The 14,780-nt window shown below is 70.9% G+C and carries 14 protein-coding genes; 4 read left to right on the top strand and 10 right to left on the bottom strand.

What is annotated here, in order from left to right; genetic code table 11:
- Positions 1 to 2: 2 nt before the first annotated feature.
- From ACFWN7_RS15240 to ACFWN7_RS15215, 6 genes are all read right to left on the bottom strand, one after another.
- Entirely contained in the window at positions 3 to 1,550 is a 1,548-nt protein-coding gene (locus ACFWN7_RS15240) for a polysaccharide biosynthesis tyrosine autokinase (RefSeq protein ID WP_376939688.1), read from the bottom strand.
- A 51-nt stretch (positions 1,551 to 1,601) separates the two neighbouring features.
- The gene (locus tag ACFWN7_RS15235) at positions 1,602 to 2,861 is read right to left on the bottom strand and encodes a glycosyltransferase (RefSeq protein WP_376939687.1); all 1,260 of its coding nucleotides are present in this window, start codon (positions 2,859 to 2,861) and stop codon (positions 1,602 to 1,604) included.
- Positions 2,862 to 2,868: 7 nt separating this feature from the next.
- Positions 2,869 to 3,774 (bottom strand): glycosyltransferase family 2 protein, encoded by a 906-nt coding sequence (locus ACFWN7_RS15230; RefSeq protein WP_376939686.1) that lies wholly within the window; start codon positions 3,772 to 3,774, stop codon positions 2,869 to 2,871.
- Positions 3,775 to 3,776: 2 nt separating this feature from the next.
- Positions 3,777 to 4,961, bottom strand: a complete 1,185-nt coding sequence (locus tag ACFWN7_RS15225) for a DUF1972 domain-containing protein (protein ID WP_376939685.1) — start codon at positions 4,959 to 4,961, stop codon at positions 3,777 to 3,779.
- A 70-nt stretch (positions 4,962 to 5,031) separates the two neighbouring features.
- Entirely contained in the window at positions 5,032 to 6,552 is a 1,521-nt protein-coding gene (locus tag ACFWN7_RS15220) for a sugar transferase (protein WP_376939683.1), read from the bottom strand.
- 341 nt (positions 6,553 to 6,893) lie between these two features.
- Entirely contained in the window at positions 6,894 to 7,595 is a 702-nt protein-coding gene (locus ACFWN7_RS15215; RefSeq protein WP_376939682.1) for an alpha/beta fold hydrolase, read from the bottom strand.
- A gap of 134 nt (positions 7,596 to 7,729) precedes the next feature.
- Between ACFWN7_RS15215 and ACFWN7_RS15210 the strand changes: the two genes are divergently transcribed.
- The 4 genes from ACFWN7_RS15210 (at position 7,730) to ACFWN7_RS15195 (ending at position 12,426) form a co-directional block, all read left to right on the top strand.
- Positions 7,730 to 9,406 (top strand): cell wall-binding repeat-containing protein, encoded by a 1,677-nt coding sequence (locus ACFWN7_RS15210; protein WP_376939681.1) that lies wholly within the window; start codon positions 7,730 to 7,732, stop codon positions 9,404 to 9,406.
- A gap of 179 nt (positions 9,407 to 9,585) precedes the next feature.
- The gene (locus ACFWN7_RS15205) at positions 9,586 to 10,653 is read left to right on the top strand and encodes a zinc-dependent alcohol dehydrogenase family protein (protein WP_376939680.1); all 1,068 of its coding nucleotides are present in this window, start codon (positions 9,586 to 9,588) and stop codon (positions 10,651 to 10,653) included.
- Positions 10,654 to 10,711: 58 nt separating this feature from the next.
- Positions 10,712 to 11,347 (top strand): DUF2510 domain-containing protein, encoded by a 636-nt coding sequence (locus ACFWN7_RS15200; protein WP_376939679.1) that lies wholly within the window; start codon positions 10,712 to 10,714, stop codon positions 11,345 to 11,347.
- Positions 11,348 to 11,400: 53 nt separating this feature from the next.
- Entirely contained in the window at positions 11,401 to 12,426 is a 1,026-nt protein-coding gene (locus ACFWN7_RS15195; protein ID WP_376939678.1) for a PHP domain-containing protein, read from the top strand.
- Positions 12,427 to 12,474: 48 nt separating this feature from the next.
- Here ACFWN7_RS15195 and ACFWN7_RS15190 read toward each other — a convergent pair whose 3' ends face one another.
- From ACFWN7_RS15190 to ACFWN7_RS15175, 4 genes are all read right to left on the bottom strand, one after another.
- The gene (locus ACFWN7_RS15190; protein WP_376939677.1) at positions 12,475 to 13,362 is read right to left on the bottom strand and encodes an alpha/beta fold hydrolase; all 888 of its coding nucleotides are present in this window, start codon (positions 13,360 to 13,362) and stop codon (positions 12,475 to 12,477) included.
- Positions 13,363 to 13,411: 49 nt separating this feature from the next.
- Entirely contained in the window at positions 13,412 to 13,636 is a 225-nt protein-coding gene (locus ACFWN7_RS15185; protein WP_376939676.1) for a hypothetical protein, read from the bottom strand.
- A 106-nt stretch (positions 13,637 to 13,742) separates the two neighbouring features.
- Entirely contained in the window at positions 13,743 to 14,408 is a 666-nt protein-coding gene (locus tag ACFWN7_RS15180; RefSeq protein WP_376939675.1) for a cation transporter, read from the bottom strand.
- On the bottom strand, positions 14,408 to 14,749 hold the full coding sequence (locus ACFWN7_RS15175; RefSeq protein ID WP_376939674.1) for an ArsR/SmtB family transcription factor: 342 nt from the start codon (positions 14,747 to 14,749) through the stop codon (positions 14,408 to 14,410). The genes ACFWN7_RS15180 and ACFWN7_RS15175 overlap by 1 nt, the downstream gene beginning before the upstream one ends.
- Positions 14,750 to 14,780 lie beyond the last annotated feature (31 nt).

The following is a 14,780-nucleotide window of genomic DNA, read 5'->3' as shown; positions in this document are numbered from 1 at the left end:
CATCAGCGTGTGGTCGACGGCTCGGCGGCTCCGCTCTCGGGCGCGACGGGAGGCGGCGCTGCGGGAGACGGCGCTGCGGGAGGCGGCGCTGCGGGAGGCGGCGCTGCGGGAGGCGGCGCCGCGGGAGACCGCTCCTCGGCGGGCCGGTCGCGGCGGTCGTGCCGGTGCTGTGCCTGGGGGCCGTCGGCGACGGCGGTCTCATCCTCGTCGCGCGCCCGGTACCCGTAGTAGCTGGCGGAGGAAGCCGGCGCCGGGACGCGATCGAGCACCACTCCGATCACGCGTGCACGCACCGCAACGAGCGACTCGATCGCCCGTGCGAGCTGCTCCCGCCGTGTCGACTTGTACTGGGCGACGACGATGCTTCCGTCGGTCATGTGCGCGAGTCCGAGCGCGTCGGTCGCCGGCAGCAGCGGCGGCGAGTCGACGATGATGAAGCTGTACGAGGCGATGAGCTCGCTCATGAGGTCGGCCATGGCGGTCGACCCGAGCAGTTGGCCCGGGTTCGGCGGAACCACTCCCGACGGGAGGATGTCGAGCACCCCCGCCCATCGCTGCACGGCGTCGGCCACGGCGACCTCCCCGAGCAGCACCGTCGTGAGGCCGACCGCGTCCTCGATCTCGCAGTGGCGGCCGATCGACGGCCGGCGCAGGTCGGCGTCGATGAGGAGGACGCGGTCGGAGCGTTCGGCGAGCGCGAGGGCGAGGTTGATCGACGTCGTCGACTTGCCCTCGCCGGCGACCGCCGACGTCACGACGAGCGCGCGCACCCGGCTGTCGACATCGGCGAACTCGAGGTTCGCGCGGATGCGCCGGTAGGACTCGGCCTGCGGCCCGTGCGGATCGGTGCGCATGACCAAGCCCGAGCTGCCGCGCCGGCGACGGCGACTGACGGTGCCGAGGAGGGGCGCATCCGTCACCCTGGCCAGGTCGGCCGCGTTGCGCAGGCGGGTGTCGAATGCTTCGGACGCGAGTGCGAAGACGAAGCCGGCTGCGAATCCGGCGAGCAATCCCGTGAGCACGATGAACCGAGTGTTCGGCGCATACGGCAACCTCGGCACCTGCGCCGATGACACCGTGGTCATGGTGATCGCGGGCTCGCCGTCGGGTCCCTCGGGCGAGAGCCGCGCGACCGCGTTCGACAGGGATTCGGTCACGGCATCCGCGATCTCCGCGGATTTCGCGGCATCAGGGCTCGAGGCGGTGATCTCGATGATCACCGTGTTGAGCGGCGTGTCGACGGTGATGGCCCTGGCCAGCGCCCGTGGCGCGATGTCGAGGTCGAGCTCGGCGATCACGGGCTCGAGCACGATCGGCATGGTGGCGAGCCGCGCATAGGACTGCACGTTCGCCTGCGTGAACGTCGACCCCTGCACCAGCTCGCTCGTGGTCTCGCCGCGCTGGGTGGAGACGAAGACGCTGCTCGTCGCCTTGTAGAGCGTCGGCAGGGTGGAGTCGTAGGCAAGTGCGATCAGTGCGCCGAGCAGGCCGAGACCGAGGATCACGAGCCAACGACGCCGCAGGGCGTTGAGGTAGTCGCGCGGCTCCATGGCACCCCCTCGGTGTCCTGGGGCTAAGACTACCCGCGGGCGCGCCATCGGTCACCGTCCGAGGCCGCCGCCGGCCGCCGGGCGACGCGTGATGTGCACGACGCCGGTGGCCCGCAGGCGCCGCGAGGGGTGGGGCATCGACTGCGCCCGCGCCGCGCTCGCCGCGATCCGCGCCCCGTAGCGCGTGGGATCGTGCCGGTGCAGGGCGACCAGCCGATCCTCCGCCGCGAGGGCGCGGTAGCGAGGCCAGTCGTCGATGACCGCGGCGAGCGCGTCTCGCAGGGCAGCGACACTGCCCGGCGCCACGCGCTGCATCGAGGCGAATCCAGCGGATGCCTCGCGAAGGCCCGAGGTGTCGCTGACCACGACGGGGCGCGCCGCGAGCACGCCCTCGACCGCCGTGTTCCCGAACCCCTCCTCCATCCGGGATGGGACGACGAGCACGTCGCAGTCGGCGAGGACGGGCCACACGTCGTCGCGGTACCCGAGGAATCGCACCGCACCCCGGAGCGCCGGCGCCCCGGCGCGGTCGTGGAGCGCCCGCACCACGCTCTCCTGCCCGGCGACGGGGGAGCCGGCGATGTCGAGGGTGGCGGGCACGCCCGCCTTTCGGAGGGCGCCGACTGCCTCGATCGCGACATCCACCCCCTTCCGTTCGGACAGCCTGCCGATGTAGGCGACCCGGAGTGAACCCTCGAGCGCCCGGCGCGCGGCGCGCGGCTCGGTGGGCCCGTCGATGCCGTTGGGCACGACCTCCGACCGGTCGCGGAGCAAGGGGTAGACGCCGGAGACGACCTCGACGCAGTACTCGCTGTTCGCGATGATGACGCGCGCGAGCAGCAGCGGCGTGGCGAGGGCGCGGCGAACGGCCGGGCGCGCCGAGCGTTCGGCCTCGTGCACGTGCACGACGCTGGGGCATCCGGCCAGTCGTGCGACCACCAGCCAGAGGGGGAGTGTCACGGTGTTCACGTACACGACGTCGGGTCGTACCTCCCGCACCAGCCGGAGTCCGGCCGCGAGGCCGCGGAGGCTCTCGCCCGCCAGGCGCACGAGGCCGGCCGGCCGCAGAAGGCTCCGACGCAGCACCGCGGTCGGGCAGAGCCGCACCCGGGCCCCCCGGCGCTCGATCTCATCGACCAGGGGGCCGGCGGCAGGCAGGGTGACCACGACCTCGTGGCCCGCGGCGACGAGCCCGCTGACGCTCTGGAGCAGCATGCGATCCGAACCGAAGAGGTCCGCGCTCGGGTGGGCGATGAGCACGCGGGAGCGCGCAGCGGGCTGCGGGAGTGACGAGGCGCCGGGGACGGGCATCGTGGCCTCACGGACCCGGCAGTCGAAGGGCGGCGATCGAACCGGCGGCGGTTCCGCGGATCGCCGCCCAGGTCAGTGAGAGCGGTCGTCGCAACAGGGCCCGCCGTCCTCCGCGCTGAACGACCCGCCATGCATAGCCGGGGCTCCGCACCATCCACGCGAGCACGGTGCGCCGCCGCAGGTGCTTCCCGGCGAAGACCATGCGATTGCGGCAGTTGTAGTAGACGTAGCTCGGCGACTTGCCGGTCGCCTGCTGGGTGCCGCCGACGCTGTGCACGATCGACAGGTCGCTGCGCACACCGAGCCGTCCGCCCACGTCGCGACAGCGCCACGACAGGTCGATGTCCTCCCAGTAGAGGAAGTACGCGTCGTCGAACCCGCCGAGCCGCTGCCAGAGCTCCTCGTGCACGATGAGGCACGCGCCCGTGAGCCAGCCGTTGGCCGCGGAGCTGTCGGAGCCGCGGGCGGAGCTCGTCAGGCCCCGGTCGACGAGGACGGTGGCGCCGTCGAACCATGTCGAGCCGTCGTCGCGGATGATGCGGGGTGCGAGCATCCGCAGCGGTTCGGCGACGCAGTCGCGGTGGAGGTCGGCGAGCACGTCGCGATCGATCCGGGCATCGGGATTCAGCAGCAGGAATACGGAGCAGCCGAGCGCCTGCGCGCGGGCCACGCCAGCGTTCATGCCCGCGCCGAAGCCGGCGTTCTCGGCGAGTGCGACGAGGTGCCAGCCCATCCGGTGGGCGAGGTCCCGAACCTCGCCGCGTCGCGCTTCGCTCGAGTAGTTGTCGACCACGACCACGTGCTCGGCGATGGGCCGGGGGTCGTGCGCGGCGAGGTTTCGCTGCAGCAGCTCCGTGTCGCCGTGGTTCACGACGACGACGGCGAGCGAGTCTCCGGCGGCGGAGCGGCTCATCGTCATCTCCCACCGGGCAGGGCGGCCTGCGCGTGCCTCCCGTGCGGCGCGACCGCGGACCACGCCGAGTGGTTCGTGCGCGGGTGGTCGGGGCCGCGTGTGCTGTACCCGGCGATCAGGCGGCGCGCCAGTTGCTCGTAACCGGTGGCGACCGCATCCCAGACGTATCGGCTCGCCGCTCGAGCCCGCAGCGACTCGCCGGCCTCGAGCGTGTGCTGCGGGTTGAGCTCGGCGTCCTCGACGAGCAGGCACAGGGACTCCGCATCGTCGAAGTACGCCGCGACCGGCCCGGCGACGTCTCGGTTGAAGACGACGTCCCAGGCGATCACCGCGGTGCCCGCGCCCATCGCGCGGAGCAGCGACGGGTTCGTGCCGCCGACGGAGTGCCCGTGCACGTAGCTCGTCGCGTGGGTGTAGAGCTGGTCGAGCAGCTCCTGGTCCCACACGGGGCCGAGCAGCCGGATGCGCGGGTCGTTCGCGGCGATGGAACGGATCCGCTGCGTGTGCGCGGCGGCGTACGGCGCAGAACCGACCACGACGAGGGGCTGCCGGGCGGTGCTGCGCGCGTAGCCGTCGACGATGACGTCGACGTGGTTCTCGGGCTCGAACCGGGCGACCACGAGGTGGTAGCCCTCGGGCCGCAACCCGAGCTCGGTGAGCCGCGACGAGGGGGTCTCACGCAGGATCGACGCGCCGTAGGCCAGGAGTTCGGTGGGCACGTCGAACTCGCTGCGGTAGTACTCGGCGATGCCCTCGGCGTCGGCGATCAGGGCGTCGGACCAGCGCACGGCGCTCTGCTCGGCGTGGCGGTAGTAGCGTCGTCCCGCTCCGCCCCACTTGTCGCGCTGCCATTCCAGGCCGTCGACGTGCACCGCGGTGGGGATGCCGCGGGCATGGAGCATCGGGACGAACGGGGCGTTCGCCGCGTTGAAGACGAACGCGACATCCGGCCGGTGATGCACCGCGACATGGCCGACCGACAACGCGGTGTGGCTGAGCGTCTCGGCGGCCTTGAGCCTGAGTGCGGGCAGCCGGACGAGGTGCATGCCGAGGTGCGTCGGCGGGACCCGTCCGGAGCGGCAATAGACCGTCACGCGATGGCCGCGGTCGACCAGACGGCGCCCGATCTCCTCGACGGCCGTCTCGAATCCGCCGTACGCGGCGGGAACGCCGCGTGTGCCGATCATCGCGATACTCATCGATTGCGGTACCGGCCGTGCTCTGCTGCGTGATGCTCCGCTGCCCAGGGGATCCATGTCAATACGCCCCGACCGGCTTGAGGAGGGTCTTGAATGTGCGCCAGATGATCATGAGATCACCCGTGAGCGACCAGTTCTCCACGTAGTAGAGGTCGAGGCGCACGCTGTCCTCCCACGTGAGATCGGACCGTCCGCTGATCTGCCAGAGCCCGGTGATGCCCGGCTTGATGTACAGCCTGCGATGGACGGCGCCGTCATAGCACTCGACCTCGGTGACGAGCGGGGGACGTGGCCCGACGATGCTCATGTCGCCGACGAGGGCGTTCCAGATCTGCGGGAGCTCGTCGAGCGAGTACTTGCGGAGCTTGCGCCCGATGCGGGTCACCCGGGGGTCGTTGCGCATCTTGAACAGCACACCCGACCCCTCGTTCCGGTCGAGGAGGCCGGCGAGGTCGTCTTCGGCCGTCTGCACCATGGAGCGGAACTTCAGCATCTGGAACGCCTGCCCGCTGCGGCCGCAGCGTTGCTGTCGGAAGAGGACGGGGCCCGGGCTGTCGAGCTTGATGAGCACGGCGATCGCCAGCATGAGCGGCATCAGCACGACGAGCGCGATCGACGTGAGCATGACGTCCATCGACCGCTTGAGCACGTGCTTGCCGCCCTCGAACCTCGGGGTCTCCACGTGGATGAGCGGCAGCCCGTCGACGGGGCGGAAGTGGATGCGCGGCCCTGCGACATCCGCAAGCCGCGAGGAGAGCACGAGTTCTGCCGCCGTGCCCTCGAGGTCCCAGCCGAGCTTGCGCACGAACTCGCCGCCCTCGGTGGGCTGCCCGGCGACGATCACGCAGTCCGCGTCGGCGGCGGCGGCCGCCTCGGCGACGTCGCTCATCTCGCAGATCACCTGGACCCGCAGCCCACCGGCCGTGACAGTGCCTGCTGCGGCGTCGTCGACGGCCGCTCCGACGATCCGGTACGCGGCACCGGAGCTGCGCGCGATCTGTGCGATGACGTACTCGACGTCGTCTCGGCGGCCCACGACGATGGCGCGGGTGAGGTAGTGGCCGAACGCTCGTTGATGGAGGAGCCACTTGCGCCAGAGCCAACGGCCGAGCACCAACGCGATCAACCCGAGCGGGAGTGCCAGCAGGAAGTACCCGCGTGCGAGATCCACCTGCAGGACCAGGAAGAGGATCGCCGTCATCCCGAATGCGAGAGCGCTCGCATTCACGACGAGCTTGTACTCGGTGGCGCCGACGCCGAGCACTCGTGCATCGCGGGTGTGGTACGCGGCGAGCGCGAGGAGCCAGACGCCCAGGATCACGAAGGGGACGGCGGCGTCGCCGAGCGGGATGCCGAGCGCTCCGCCCGTGGGGCTCCACGCGGAGCTCCCGAGCGATGCCAGGACGGATGCGGCGATGATCGCCGTGTCCGTCAGCTCGAGCCGTACCCGGTATCGCCGCGCCCAGCGTGCGCCCGACTCGCGCGCGTCGCCGAGCTGTGGGTCGACCGCCACGTCGGGCACCAGGCGAAGCCTGCGCGATCGGGTCGCGCGCGGGTGCCGGCCTGAGAGGACGGACATCTCATGGCTCGGTTCGTGGGAGCTCGGCCGGGTCGCTGCGGGCGCAGCCGGTCGAGTGGCCCCTGCCTCGGGTGGCGGGGGCCGCTGGGCGGGTCGTCGGGGAGTTGCTCACGATACTTCACCGCGAATCGGGTAGCTGGCGTCGCATCACTTCGGGTGCTCGGGTTGAGTACTGGGTCGTTCCCGGATCGAGCGGGCTTTCGATCAAAGCGAGAAAGACTCACTACCTGTGTGGATACTATCGTGGGCGCGCAGACAGGCCCGAGACCCCATTTCGGGGGAGATCGCGGGAGCCGCGCGACGCGGGCCGACGCAGGCCGACGCCGGCCGACGCGGGCCGATCAGCCGATCGCCGAGACGATCGCCTGGCCGAGCTGCACCGGTTTCGTGAACTGGGGCCAGTGACCGGTGGGCAGGTCGATGTAGTCGACGTGGGTGACCTTCGCGAGCTCGCGGGTGAAGGGCGAACCCGCGGCGATCCACTCGGTGAGCGCGGCGCTCGGGAACTCGCACGCGATGATGGTGATCGGCACGTCGTAGCGCCGTTCGTCGTGAAGCGAGATCGGGTCGTATGCGACGCCGCGCGGCTCGGGCACGGCACGCGCGCGGAATGCCGCGCGCAACTCGTCGTCGAGGTCGACGAGGTCGGCATCTTCGAACTCCGACCAATCGGGGAGCGGGATCTCGCCGTCGACGACCGGGAGCTGGTCGTTGATGGCATCGCCGTCGGGCTGTGGGCCGGCGTCGACGTAGACCACCCGGGTGAGGCGATCGGGCCTCGCGTCGGCGACCCCATGGGCGACGGCACCGCCGCCCGAGTGCCCGACGAGCACGACCTGGGCGTCGGCGGGGAGATCGTCGACCAGCCGCACGACCGCGTCGATGTGGTCGCGCAGGCCGACGCCCGAGCGGTCGGCATCGACCGACTCCCGCCCGGGCAGGGTCACGGGATGCACGCGGTGGCCGGCCTCTTGGATGATCGGTGTCACCTCCTGCCATGAGGATGCGTCGAGCCAGAAACCGGGGATGAGGATGATGTCCATGGGAGCGACGCTACCGGTGACCGCCGACGTGGCGGCGGTGCCGACGCATGGGACACCCCTGTTCGGGGGTCGCTTGCGAATACGTGCCGACGCATAGGATCGCATCGGCCCTTCACACCCGAACAGGAGTTCCCTTGACCCGAACGCATTCCACCTTCGCGCGCAGATTGACGGCGATGGTGCTGTCTCCGCTGCTCGCCGCGGGGTTCCTCATCGCCGTGACCGCGGCGCCCGCCAACGCCGCGGACGGCGGCGTCACGCTGACGGGAACCGTCACCGGCGAGGCCCCTGACGGGTCGTTCGTGCCGGAAGCCGGGGTATCCGTCTCGCTCTACGAGCTCACCGGCTCCGGCGACATCGCCGTCGGAGTTGCCAGCAACGCCGACGGCAGCTTCACCTTGGACGGCGTCGAGCCGGGCCGCTACCGCCTGCACTTCGAGCGGATCGGCGTGAACGACGCCGGCTTGACCTCGACGTGGCTCGGCAACACGCCGCACGAGGCGCAGTCCCAGATCATCGAGGTGGGATCGACGCCCATCACCGGGCTCGACGCGCAGCTCGAGATCGGTTCGACGATCTCGGGCGTCATCAGTCTCGCCGAGGGACCCCAACCGTCGGCTGCGGCTTCGGCATTCCTCCTCGACCACACGACCGGCGAGTACGAGCGTTGGGGGTATCGCGCCCCCGCAGATGCGTCGGGGAACTACACCATCCGGGGGCTCCCCGCCGGAACGTACATCCTGCGGTTCGGCGACATCTACGATCAGGCACTCGTGTCCACCGTCTACTGGGACGACTCCGAGCTGATCGCCGCGAGCACGCCGGTCGAGGTGGCAGCCGACCAGCAGCTCACCGGATTCGACGCGACCGTCGGCCCGGGCGGCGTCTACGTGGGGCGGCTCGCCGGTGCCGACCGGTTCGCCACCTCGGTCGAGATCGCGAAGGCCGCGTTCCCCTCCGGTTTCCCCGAGGGAAGCTCGCGCTCGGTGTTCATCGTCAACGGCCTGAACTTCCCCGACGCACTCGGCGCCGGTCCCGCCGCCGCCCGCGAGGGCTCGCCGATCCTCCTCGTGACGCCGGGGAGCATTCCCGACGTCGTCAAGGCCGAGCTCACCGAGCTCGCACCCTCGAAGATCTACATCGTGGGCGGCGAGCCGTCGGTCTCCGCGGCGGTCGAGGCCGAGCTCGCGACGAACTACACGTCAGACATCGTGCGCTTCGCGGGTATCGATCGCTTCCACACCTCGCGGCTCCTCGCCGACCACTTCTGGGCGGGCGACGACAACCGCACCGCGTACCTCGCGACCGGCATGAACTTCCCCGACGCGCTGTCGGCGGCACCGGCCGCTGCGAACGAGTCCGCCCCGGTCATCCTGGTGAACGGCGGGCTCCAGACGGTCGACGTCGAGACGAAGGCGCTGCTCGGCGACCTCGGCATCGAGAAGGTCGTCGTCGCGGGCGGCGAGCCCAGCGTGTCGGCGGGGCTGAAGAAGAGCATCGATGCGTTGCCGTTCGTCGTCGAGTCGTATCGTCGCAACGGCGCCGACCGGTTCGCCACCTCGCTCGTCACGAACCAGAAGTCGTTCCCGCTCGCCGACGCGGCGTTCCTCGCCACGGGGTCCGGCTTCCCCGACGCCCTCGCCGGTGCGGCATTGGCGGGCTCGTGGTTCGCGCCGATCTATCTCGTGGGCCAGAACTGCGTCCCCGGCTCGGTGCTGCAGGAGATCGGTCGCCTTCATGTGCGCGACGTGATCCTGCTCGGCGGCCAGCCGACGCTCAGCGACAACGTGCTGAACCTGCGGCAGTGCTGAGGCCCGGCCCGGGGAGCGCGCTCGACGCGGTCCCCGGGCCGGTAGGCTCGCGGATGTCGCGGCGCCATCTCGAGTCGCCCGAACGTGCGCAGACTCGGACAGGTCGGCCTCGAGCCGCCGCCGCGACATCCGCGATGCCCCGAGCTGATCGAGGGGCCGACCCGAACCGGAGGACCCCTGTGCGCGCCGTGCTCTTCGACGCCTTCGGCGAGACGCCCCGACTCGCGGAGGTGCCCGAGCCCGAGTGCCCGCCGCGCGGCGCGGTGATCCGGGTGCGCGCCACGGGCCTCTGCCGCAGCGACTGGCACGCCTGGATGGGCCACGACGACACCGTCGCCCTGCCGCATGTGCCCGGTCACGAGTTCGCCGGCGAGATCGCCGCCCTCGGCGCCGAGGTGCCCGACGACAGCGGACCCTTCGACGGGGCCCAGGGCAAGTGGAAGGTCGGCGACCGCGTCACCGCCCCGTTCATCTGCGCGTGCGGGCGGTGCGCCGAGTGCTCCTCGGGCAATGAGCAGGTCTGCGACAACCAGTCGCAGCCGGGCTTCACGCACTGGGGTTCGTTCGCCGAACTCGTCGCGATCGACGAGGCCGCGCTCAACCTCATCCGCCTCCCCGACTCGCTCGGCTTCGTCGAGGCCGCATCGCTCGGATGCCGCTTCGCCACCGCCTACCGGGCGATCGTGTCGCGCAGCCGGCTCGCTCCGGGCGAGCAGATCGCGGTGCACGGATGCGGCGGCGTCGGCCTCTCGGCGATCATGATCGCCGTCGCCGCCGGAGTGAGGGTGTTCGGCGTCGACGTCTCCGACGCCGCACTCGGCGCCGCCGAGAAGCTCGGCGCCGTTCCGGTGCGCGGCGGCGAGGGCACGGCCGAACGCATTGTCGAGGCATCCGGCGGCGGTGTGGATGTCTCGGTCGACGCGTTCGGCAGCACCGAGACATCCTTCGCGTCGGTGAGGAGCCTGAAGAAGCGCGGCCGGCACGTGCAGATCGGCCTCATGTTCGGCGAGAACGCGCTCGCCGCGATGCCGATGGACGCGGTGATCGCGGGCGAGCTCGAGATCCTCGGCAGCCACGGCATGGCGGCGCACGAGTACCCCTCGATGCTCGGCGCCGTGGCGTCGGGCGACTTCCGTCCGATCGAGCTGGTCGGCCGCCGCATCACCCTCGACGAGGTGCCGAACGCGCTCGCCGCAATGGGCACCGCCGGCGGTGCGGGGTCGGGCATGACGGTCGTCGAGCTGTAGCGGCATCCGGAACCGAGAGAACGCATCATCGCACAGAACGCATGATCGAAGGAGAGACATGACCGACTCGCACGTCGCGCCCGCCGGATGGTACCCCCAACCCGATGGCACGTTCGGCCAGCGCTGGTGGGACGGCGCGCGGTGGACCGAGCACACGTCGCCGATCGCTCCACCGTCACCCGCCCTGCCACAGTACGACGCCATTGAGAAGCCACAGGTGCCCGAGGGCACCACGGTCGACACGCCGTGGATCTGGCTGATCGTGATGCTGCCGTTGGTGGGGTTGATCCCACTCTTCTTCTGGGACCTCGAGGGCTACATGCTGCGCTCGATGACCGATCCGCTGGCGCAGGTCGGGCTCTATTTCGACCCGTGGTACCTGACGACGGTTGCGCTCGGCTGGATCACCTACGGGGTCATGGTGTGGTTCGCGTTCCTCGACGTGAAGGCCCTTCGTGCGCTCGGCTACGCCCGCCAGTTCCACTGGGCCTGGGCGTTCCTGTCGTCGCTCGTCTACGTGATCGGGCGGTCGGTGGTCGTGAAGAAGCAGGCCCGACGCGGAATGGCGCCGATGTGGGTCGTGATCGCCTTGAACGTGGCGATGCTCATCGGGATATTCGTGTGGACGGGCGTGATCATCGCGAACGTCGTGAGCGCGTCGATCGCGACCTTCTCGTCATACTCCACGATGTAGTCGTTCCTTGATGTCCCAGTGACGGATGCCGCGGAGCGGGCCACAATGGTCGGATGGACCCCGTGGCTGCGCTCGAGGAGATCGCCTACCTGCTCGAGCGCGATCGCGCCTCGTCGTACAAGTCGAAGGCGTTCCGCCGGGCGGCCGACGTCATCGGCGGCATCTCGGTCGAAGAGCTCGCGGCTCGCGTGCGCGACGGCCGGCTGAAGCGCACGAAGGGCATCGGCGACACGACGTACACGGTCATCGCCGAGGCCGTCGGCGGACAGGTGCCGGTCTACCTCGCCGACCTGCGCGAGCGGAGCGGCCCGGCGGTCGCGGCATCCGGAACCGGCCTGCGCTCGGAGCTGAAGGGCGACCTGCACAGCCACACCGAATGGTCCGACGGCACGACGCCGATCGCCACGATGGCGCGCGCGGCCGAGCTCGTGGGCCTCGAGTACCTCGTGATCTCCGACCACTCGCCGAACCTCACGGTCGCCAACGGGCTGAGCGCCGAGCGCCTCGGCGAGCAGCTCGGCGTGCTCGACGAGCTGAATGCGGCGAACGAGGTGCGCAGCGGCATCCGACTGCTCTCGGGCATCGAGACCGACATCTTGCTCGACGGTGCCCTTGACCAGTCGCCCGAGATGCTCGGCCGCCTCGACGTGGTGGTCGCGAGCGTGCATTCCAAGCTGCGCATGGAGTCGCGCGAGATGACCGAGCGGATGCTCCGGGCGATCGAGAATCCGCGGATGAACGTGCTCGGCCACTGCACGGGCCGGCTCGTCGAGGGCGCGCGCGGAACGCGGCCGCAGTCGACGTTCGACGCTCGCGCGGTGTTCGCCGCGTGTGCCGAGCACGACGTCGCCGTCGAGATCAACTCGCGCCCCGAGCGCCAGGATCCGCCCGACGAGCTCATCGGGCTGGCACTCGAGGCCGGATGCCTCTTCAGCATCGACACCGACGCGCACGCGCCGGGTCACTTCTCGTTCCTCGACCTCGGGGCGGCGCGCGCCGAGGCGAACGGCGTGCCCGCCGACCGCGTCGTGACGACCTGGCCGGCCGAGCGCCTGCTCGAGTGGAGTCGCGGCGGCTGAACACGCCGCCACGGGCGGCGCACGCTGCCACGTCACTTCGCGGCTGCGTCACGACTGCGGATGCAGGTCGATCTCGCGGGCGACACCCGGGGCATCGGGATCGTCGACGATGGGCTCGTCGGCCATGAACAGGCGGATGACGTTGGCGAGCTCGTCGGGGTGACTGAAGTTGATGGCGTGCGCCGCCCCCTCGATGACGACCAGCACCACCGGCGTGTCGGCCTGGGCGGCGACCTCGCGCACGGCGATCGGCGGCGGCATGAGCGGATCGCGGTCGCCGACGACGACCAGCGTCGGGATGCGCAAGTCGAGCAGGCGCCTGAGCGTCGGATACCGGGTGAGCGCTCGGAACATCCGGAACGTGCTCGAGAGACCGAACCGCAGGTAGTCGGGCACGGCGACGCGCATCATCTGCTTCGGCTCGCGTCCTCCGTCACGGGCCAGCTGCGTGATGGCACCCAGCAGCGGCTGGTTGAAGCGTCCTCCCGCGGGCGAGACGAGTACGGCCCGGTCGACTCGCTCGGGGAACTCGTACGCGAATTCGCAGATGACCGGGCACCCCATCGAGTTGCCCACCAGCGTGGCCGACTCGATTCCGCGATCGTCGAGGAACCGAGCTGCCGTGCGCGCGAGTCCGGGCACGTCGAGTGCCCGGGGTGCCCGCCAGCTCAGTCCGAACCCCGGCAGGTCGGGCACGACCGTGTGGAACTCGTCGGCGAGCCGCTCGGCGGTGGGCAGCAGGTAGCGCCCCGAGAGGCCGAAGCCGTGCAGGTGCACCATCGCCGGCTCGTCGGGGATGTCGGGCGACTCCCGGTAGAACACGTCGACGCCGTCGATCACGGTCCACCGCTCGGCGAGGCTCGAGGCCCGGCGCTTCGGCGTCCGCCGTGCCTGACGTCGGGATGCCGCGGTGTCGTCGGCAGCCATCGCGGCCATGCGACGATCATCCTCGTCGCCGCTGCACGCGTCAACGTGTCGTCGCGAGTCAGGCGCCGCGGATGCCGTCGACGACGGAGTCGACGGTCGCGTCATCCGTGGGCAGGTGCGCCTCCTCGAGGCGCTGCCTTGCCATCGAGCGCAGTTCGTCGACGGCGCCCGCGTCGGCGTCGGCCCGCATCTGCTCGGCGATGCCGGCGATCTTGTCGGCGAGGCTCGCCTCGTCGTGTCCCTCTTGGATCGGTGCGTCCTGCGTGCCGTCAGCGGTGTCCATGCCGTCAGCGTTGCACGCGCGCCGGTCGACCGCTGCCCCTTGACAGCGCGGTGAGCGGATGCCTCGGGCGGAGCGATCGGGCGGTCGCGGCATCCGTCGACCGTGGTCAATCGTGGTCGTGGTGCTCGATCTCGCGCTCGCCGGTGAGCGCCGCGACGGGCACGGCGCATGCCTCGCCCCGCCACGCCTCGACGCCCTCGCGCACGGCGAACCCGGCGATGACGAGGGCGGCGATCGAGTCCGCCCACGCCCACCCGAGCAGCGAGTTGAGGAGCAGGCCGGCGAGCAGCGCGCCCGAGAGGTAGGTGCAAATGAGCGTCTGCTTCGAGTCGGCGATCGCCGACGCGGAGCCGAGCTCACGGCCGGCGCGGCGCTCGATCCAGCTGACGACCGGCATCACCACGAGGCTGACCGCGGCGAGCGCGATGCCGACCGGGCTGTGCTCGGGTTCGCGCAGGCCCGCGAGCGAGAGCGTCGCGTCGACCGCGACATAGGCGGCGAGGCCGAAGAACGAGACGGCGATGATGCGCAGGGCCGTTCTCTCGCGGGCCTCGGGGTCGGGCGCCGCGAACTGCCACGCGACCGCAGCGGCCGAGAGCACCTCGACGATCGAGTCGAGGCCGAACCCGATGAGCGCGGCCGACGAGGCCACGCTGCCGGCCGCGAGGGCGATGACCGCCTCGATCACGTTGTACCCGATCGTGAAGGCGACGACGAGGCGAATGCGGCGTCGCAGCACGTGCACGCGGGCATGTGCCGTGTTGAGGGCCATCAGCGGCATCCGGGCAGGTCGCAGTGCTCATCCATGCAGGGAGCGCCCTCGTCGACCGCGAGCACGCTACCGATGAGCTCGCCGAGGGCACGGGTGAGGTGAGGGTCGGAGATCTCGTACCGTGTCTGCCGCCCTTCCGGCACGGCCACGACGATCCCGCAGCCGCGGAGGCAGGCGAGGTGGTTCGACACGTTCGTGCGGGTGAGGCCGAGCTCCTGCGCGAGCGCGCCGGGATGGCCGGGGCCCTCGAGGAGCGCGAGCAGGATGCGTGATCGAGTGGGGTCCGCCATCGCGCGACCCACGCGGTTCATGACGTCGAGGCGAGAAGTAATGGTCAGCACACGCTGACATTATAGTCGCCGCTGACCGTGC

The sequence above is a fragment of the Agromyces sp. NPDC058484 genome (assembly GCF_042720415.1).
GTDB lineage: Bacteria > Actinomycetota > Actinomycetes > Actinomycetales > Microbacteriaceae > Agromyces.
The sequence above is the reverse complement of the archived record's forward strand: the minus strand, read 5'-3'. Positions and strand labels throughout refer to the sequence as shown.

Bases quoted from the DNA above. Each gene is read 5' to 3' on its own strand.
- ACFWN7_RS15240 (WP_376939688.1), bottom strand. From the start codon at position 1,550: ATGGAGCCGCGCGACTACCTCAACGCCCTGCGGCGTCGTTGGCTCGTG.
- ACFWN7_RS15235 (WP_376939687.1), bottom strand. From the start codon at position 2,861: ATGCCCGTCCCCGGCGCCTCGTCACTCCCGCAGCCCGCTGCGCGCTCC.
- ACFWN7_RS15230 (WP_376939686.1), bottom strand. From the start codon at position 3,774: ATGAGCCGCTCCGCCGCCGGAGACTCGCTCGCCGTCGTCGTCGTGAAC.
- ACFWN7_RS15225 (WP_376939685.1), bottom strand. From the start codon at position 4,961: ATGATCGGCACACGCGGCGTTCCCGCCGCGTACGGCGGATTCGAGACG.
- ACFWN7_RS15220 (WP_376939683.1), bottom strand. From the start codon at position 6,552: ATGTCCGTCCTCTCAGGCCGGCACCCGCGCGCGACCCGATCGCGCAGG.
- ACFWN7_RS15215 (WP_376939682.1), bottom strand. From the start codon at position 7,595: ATGGACATCATCCTCATCCCCGGTTTCTGGCTCGACGCATCCTCATGG.
- ACFWN7_RS15200 (WP_376939679.1), top strand. From the start codon at position 10,712: ATGACCGACTCGCACGTCGCGCCCGCCGGATGGTACCCCCAACCCGAT.
- ACFWN7_RS15195 (WP_376939678.1), top strand. From the start codon at position 11,401: ATGGACCCCGTGGCTGCGCTCGAGGAGATCGCCTACCTGCTCGAGCGC.
- ACFWN7_RS15190 (WP_376939677.1), bottom strand. From the start codon at position 13,362: ATGGCCGCGATGGCTGCCGACGACACCGCGGCATCCCGACGTCAGGCA.
- ACFWN7_RS15185 (WP_376939676.1), bottom strand. From the start codon at position 13,636: ATGGACACCGCTGACGGCACGCAGGACGCACCGATCCAAGAGGGACAC.
- ACFWN7_RS15180 (WP_376939675.1), bottom strand. From the start codon at position 14,408: ATGGCCCTCAACACGGCACATGCCCGCGTGCACGTGCTGCGACGCCGC.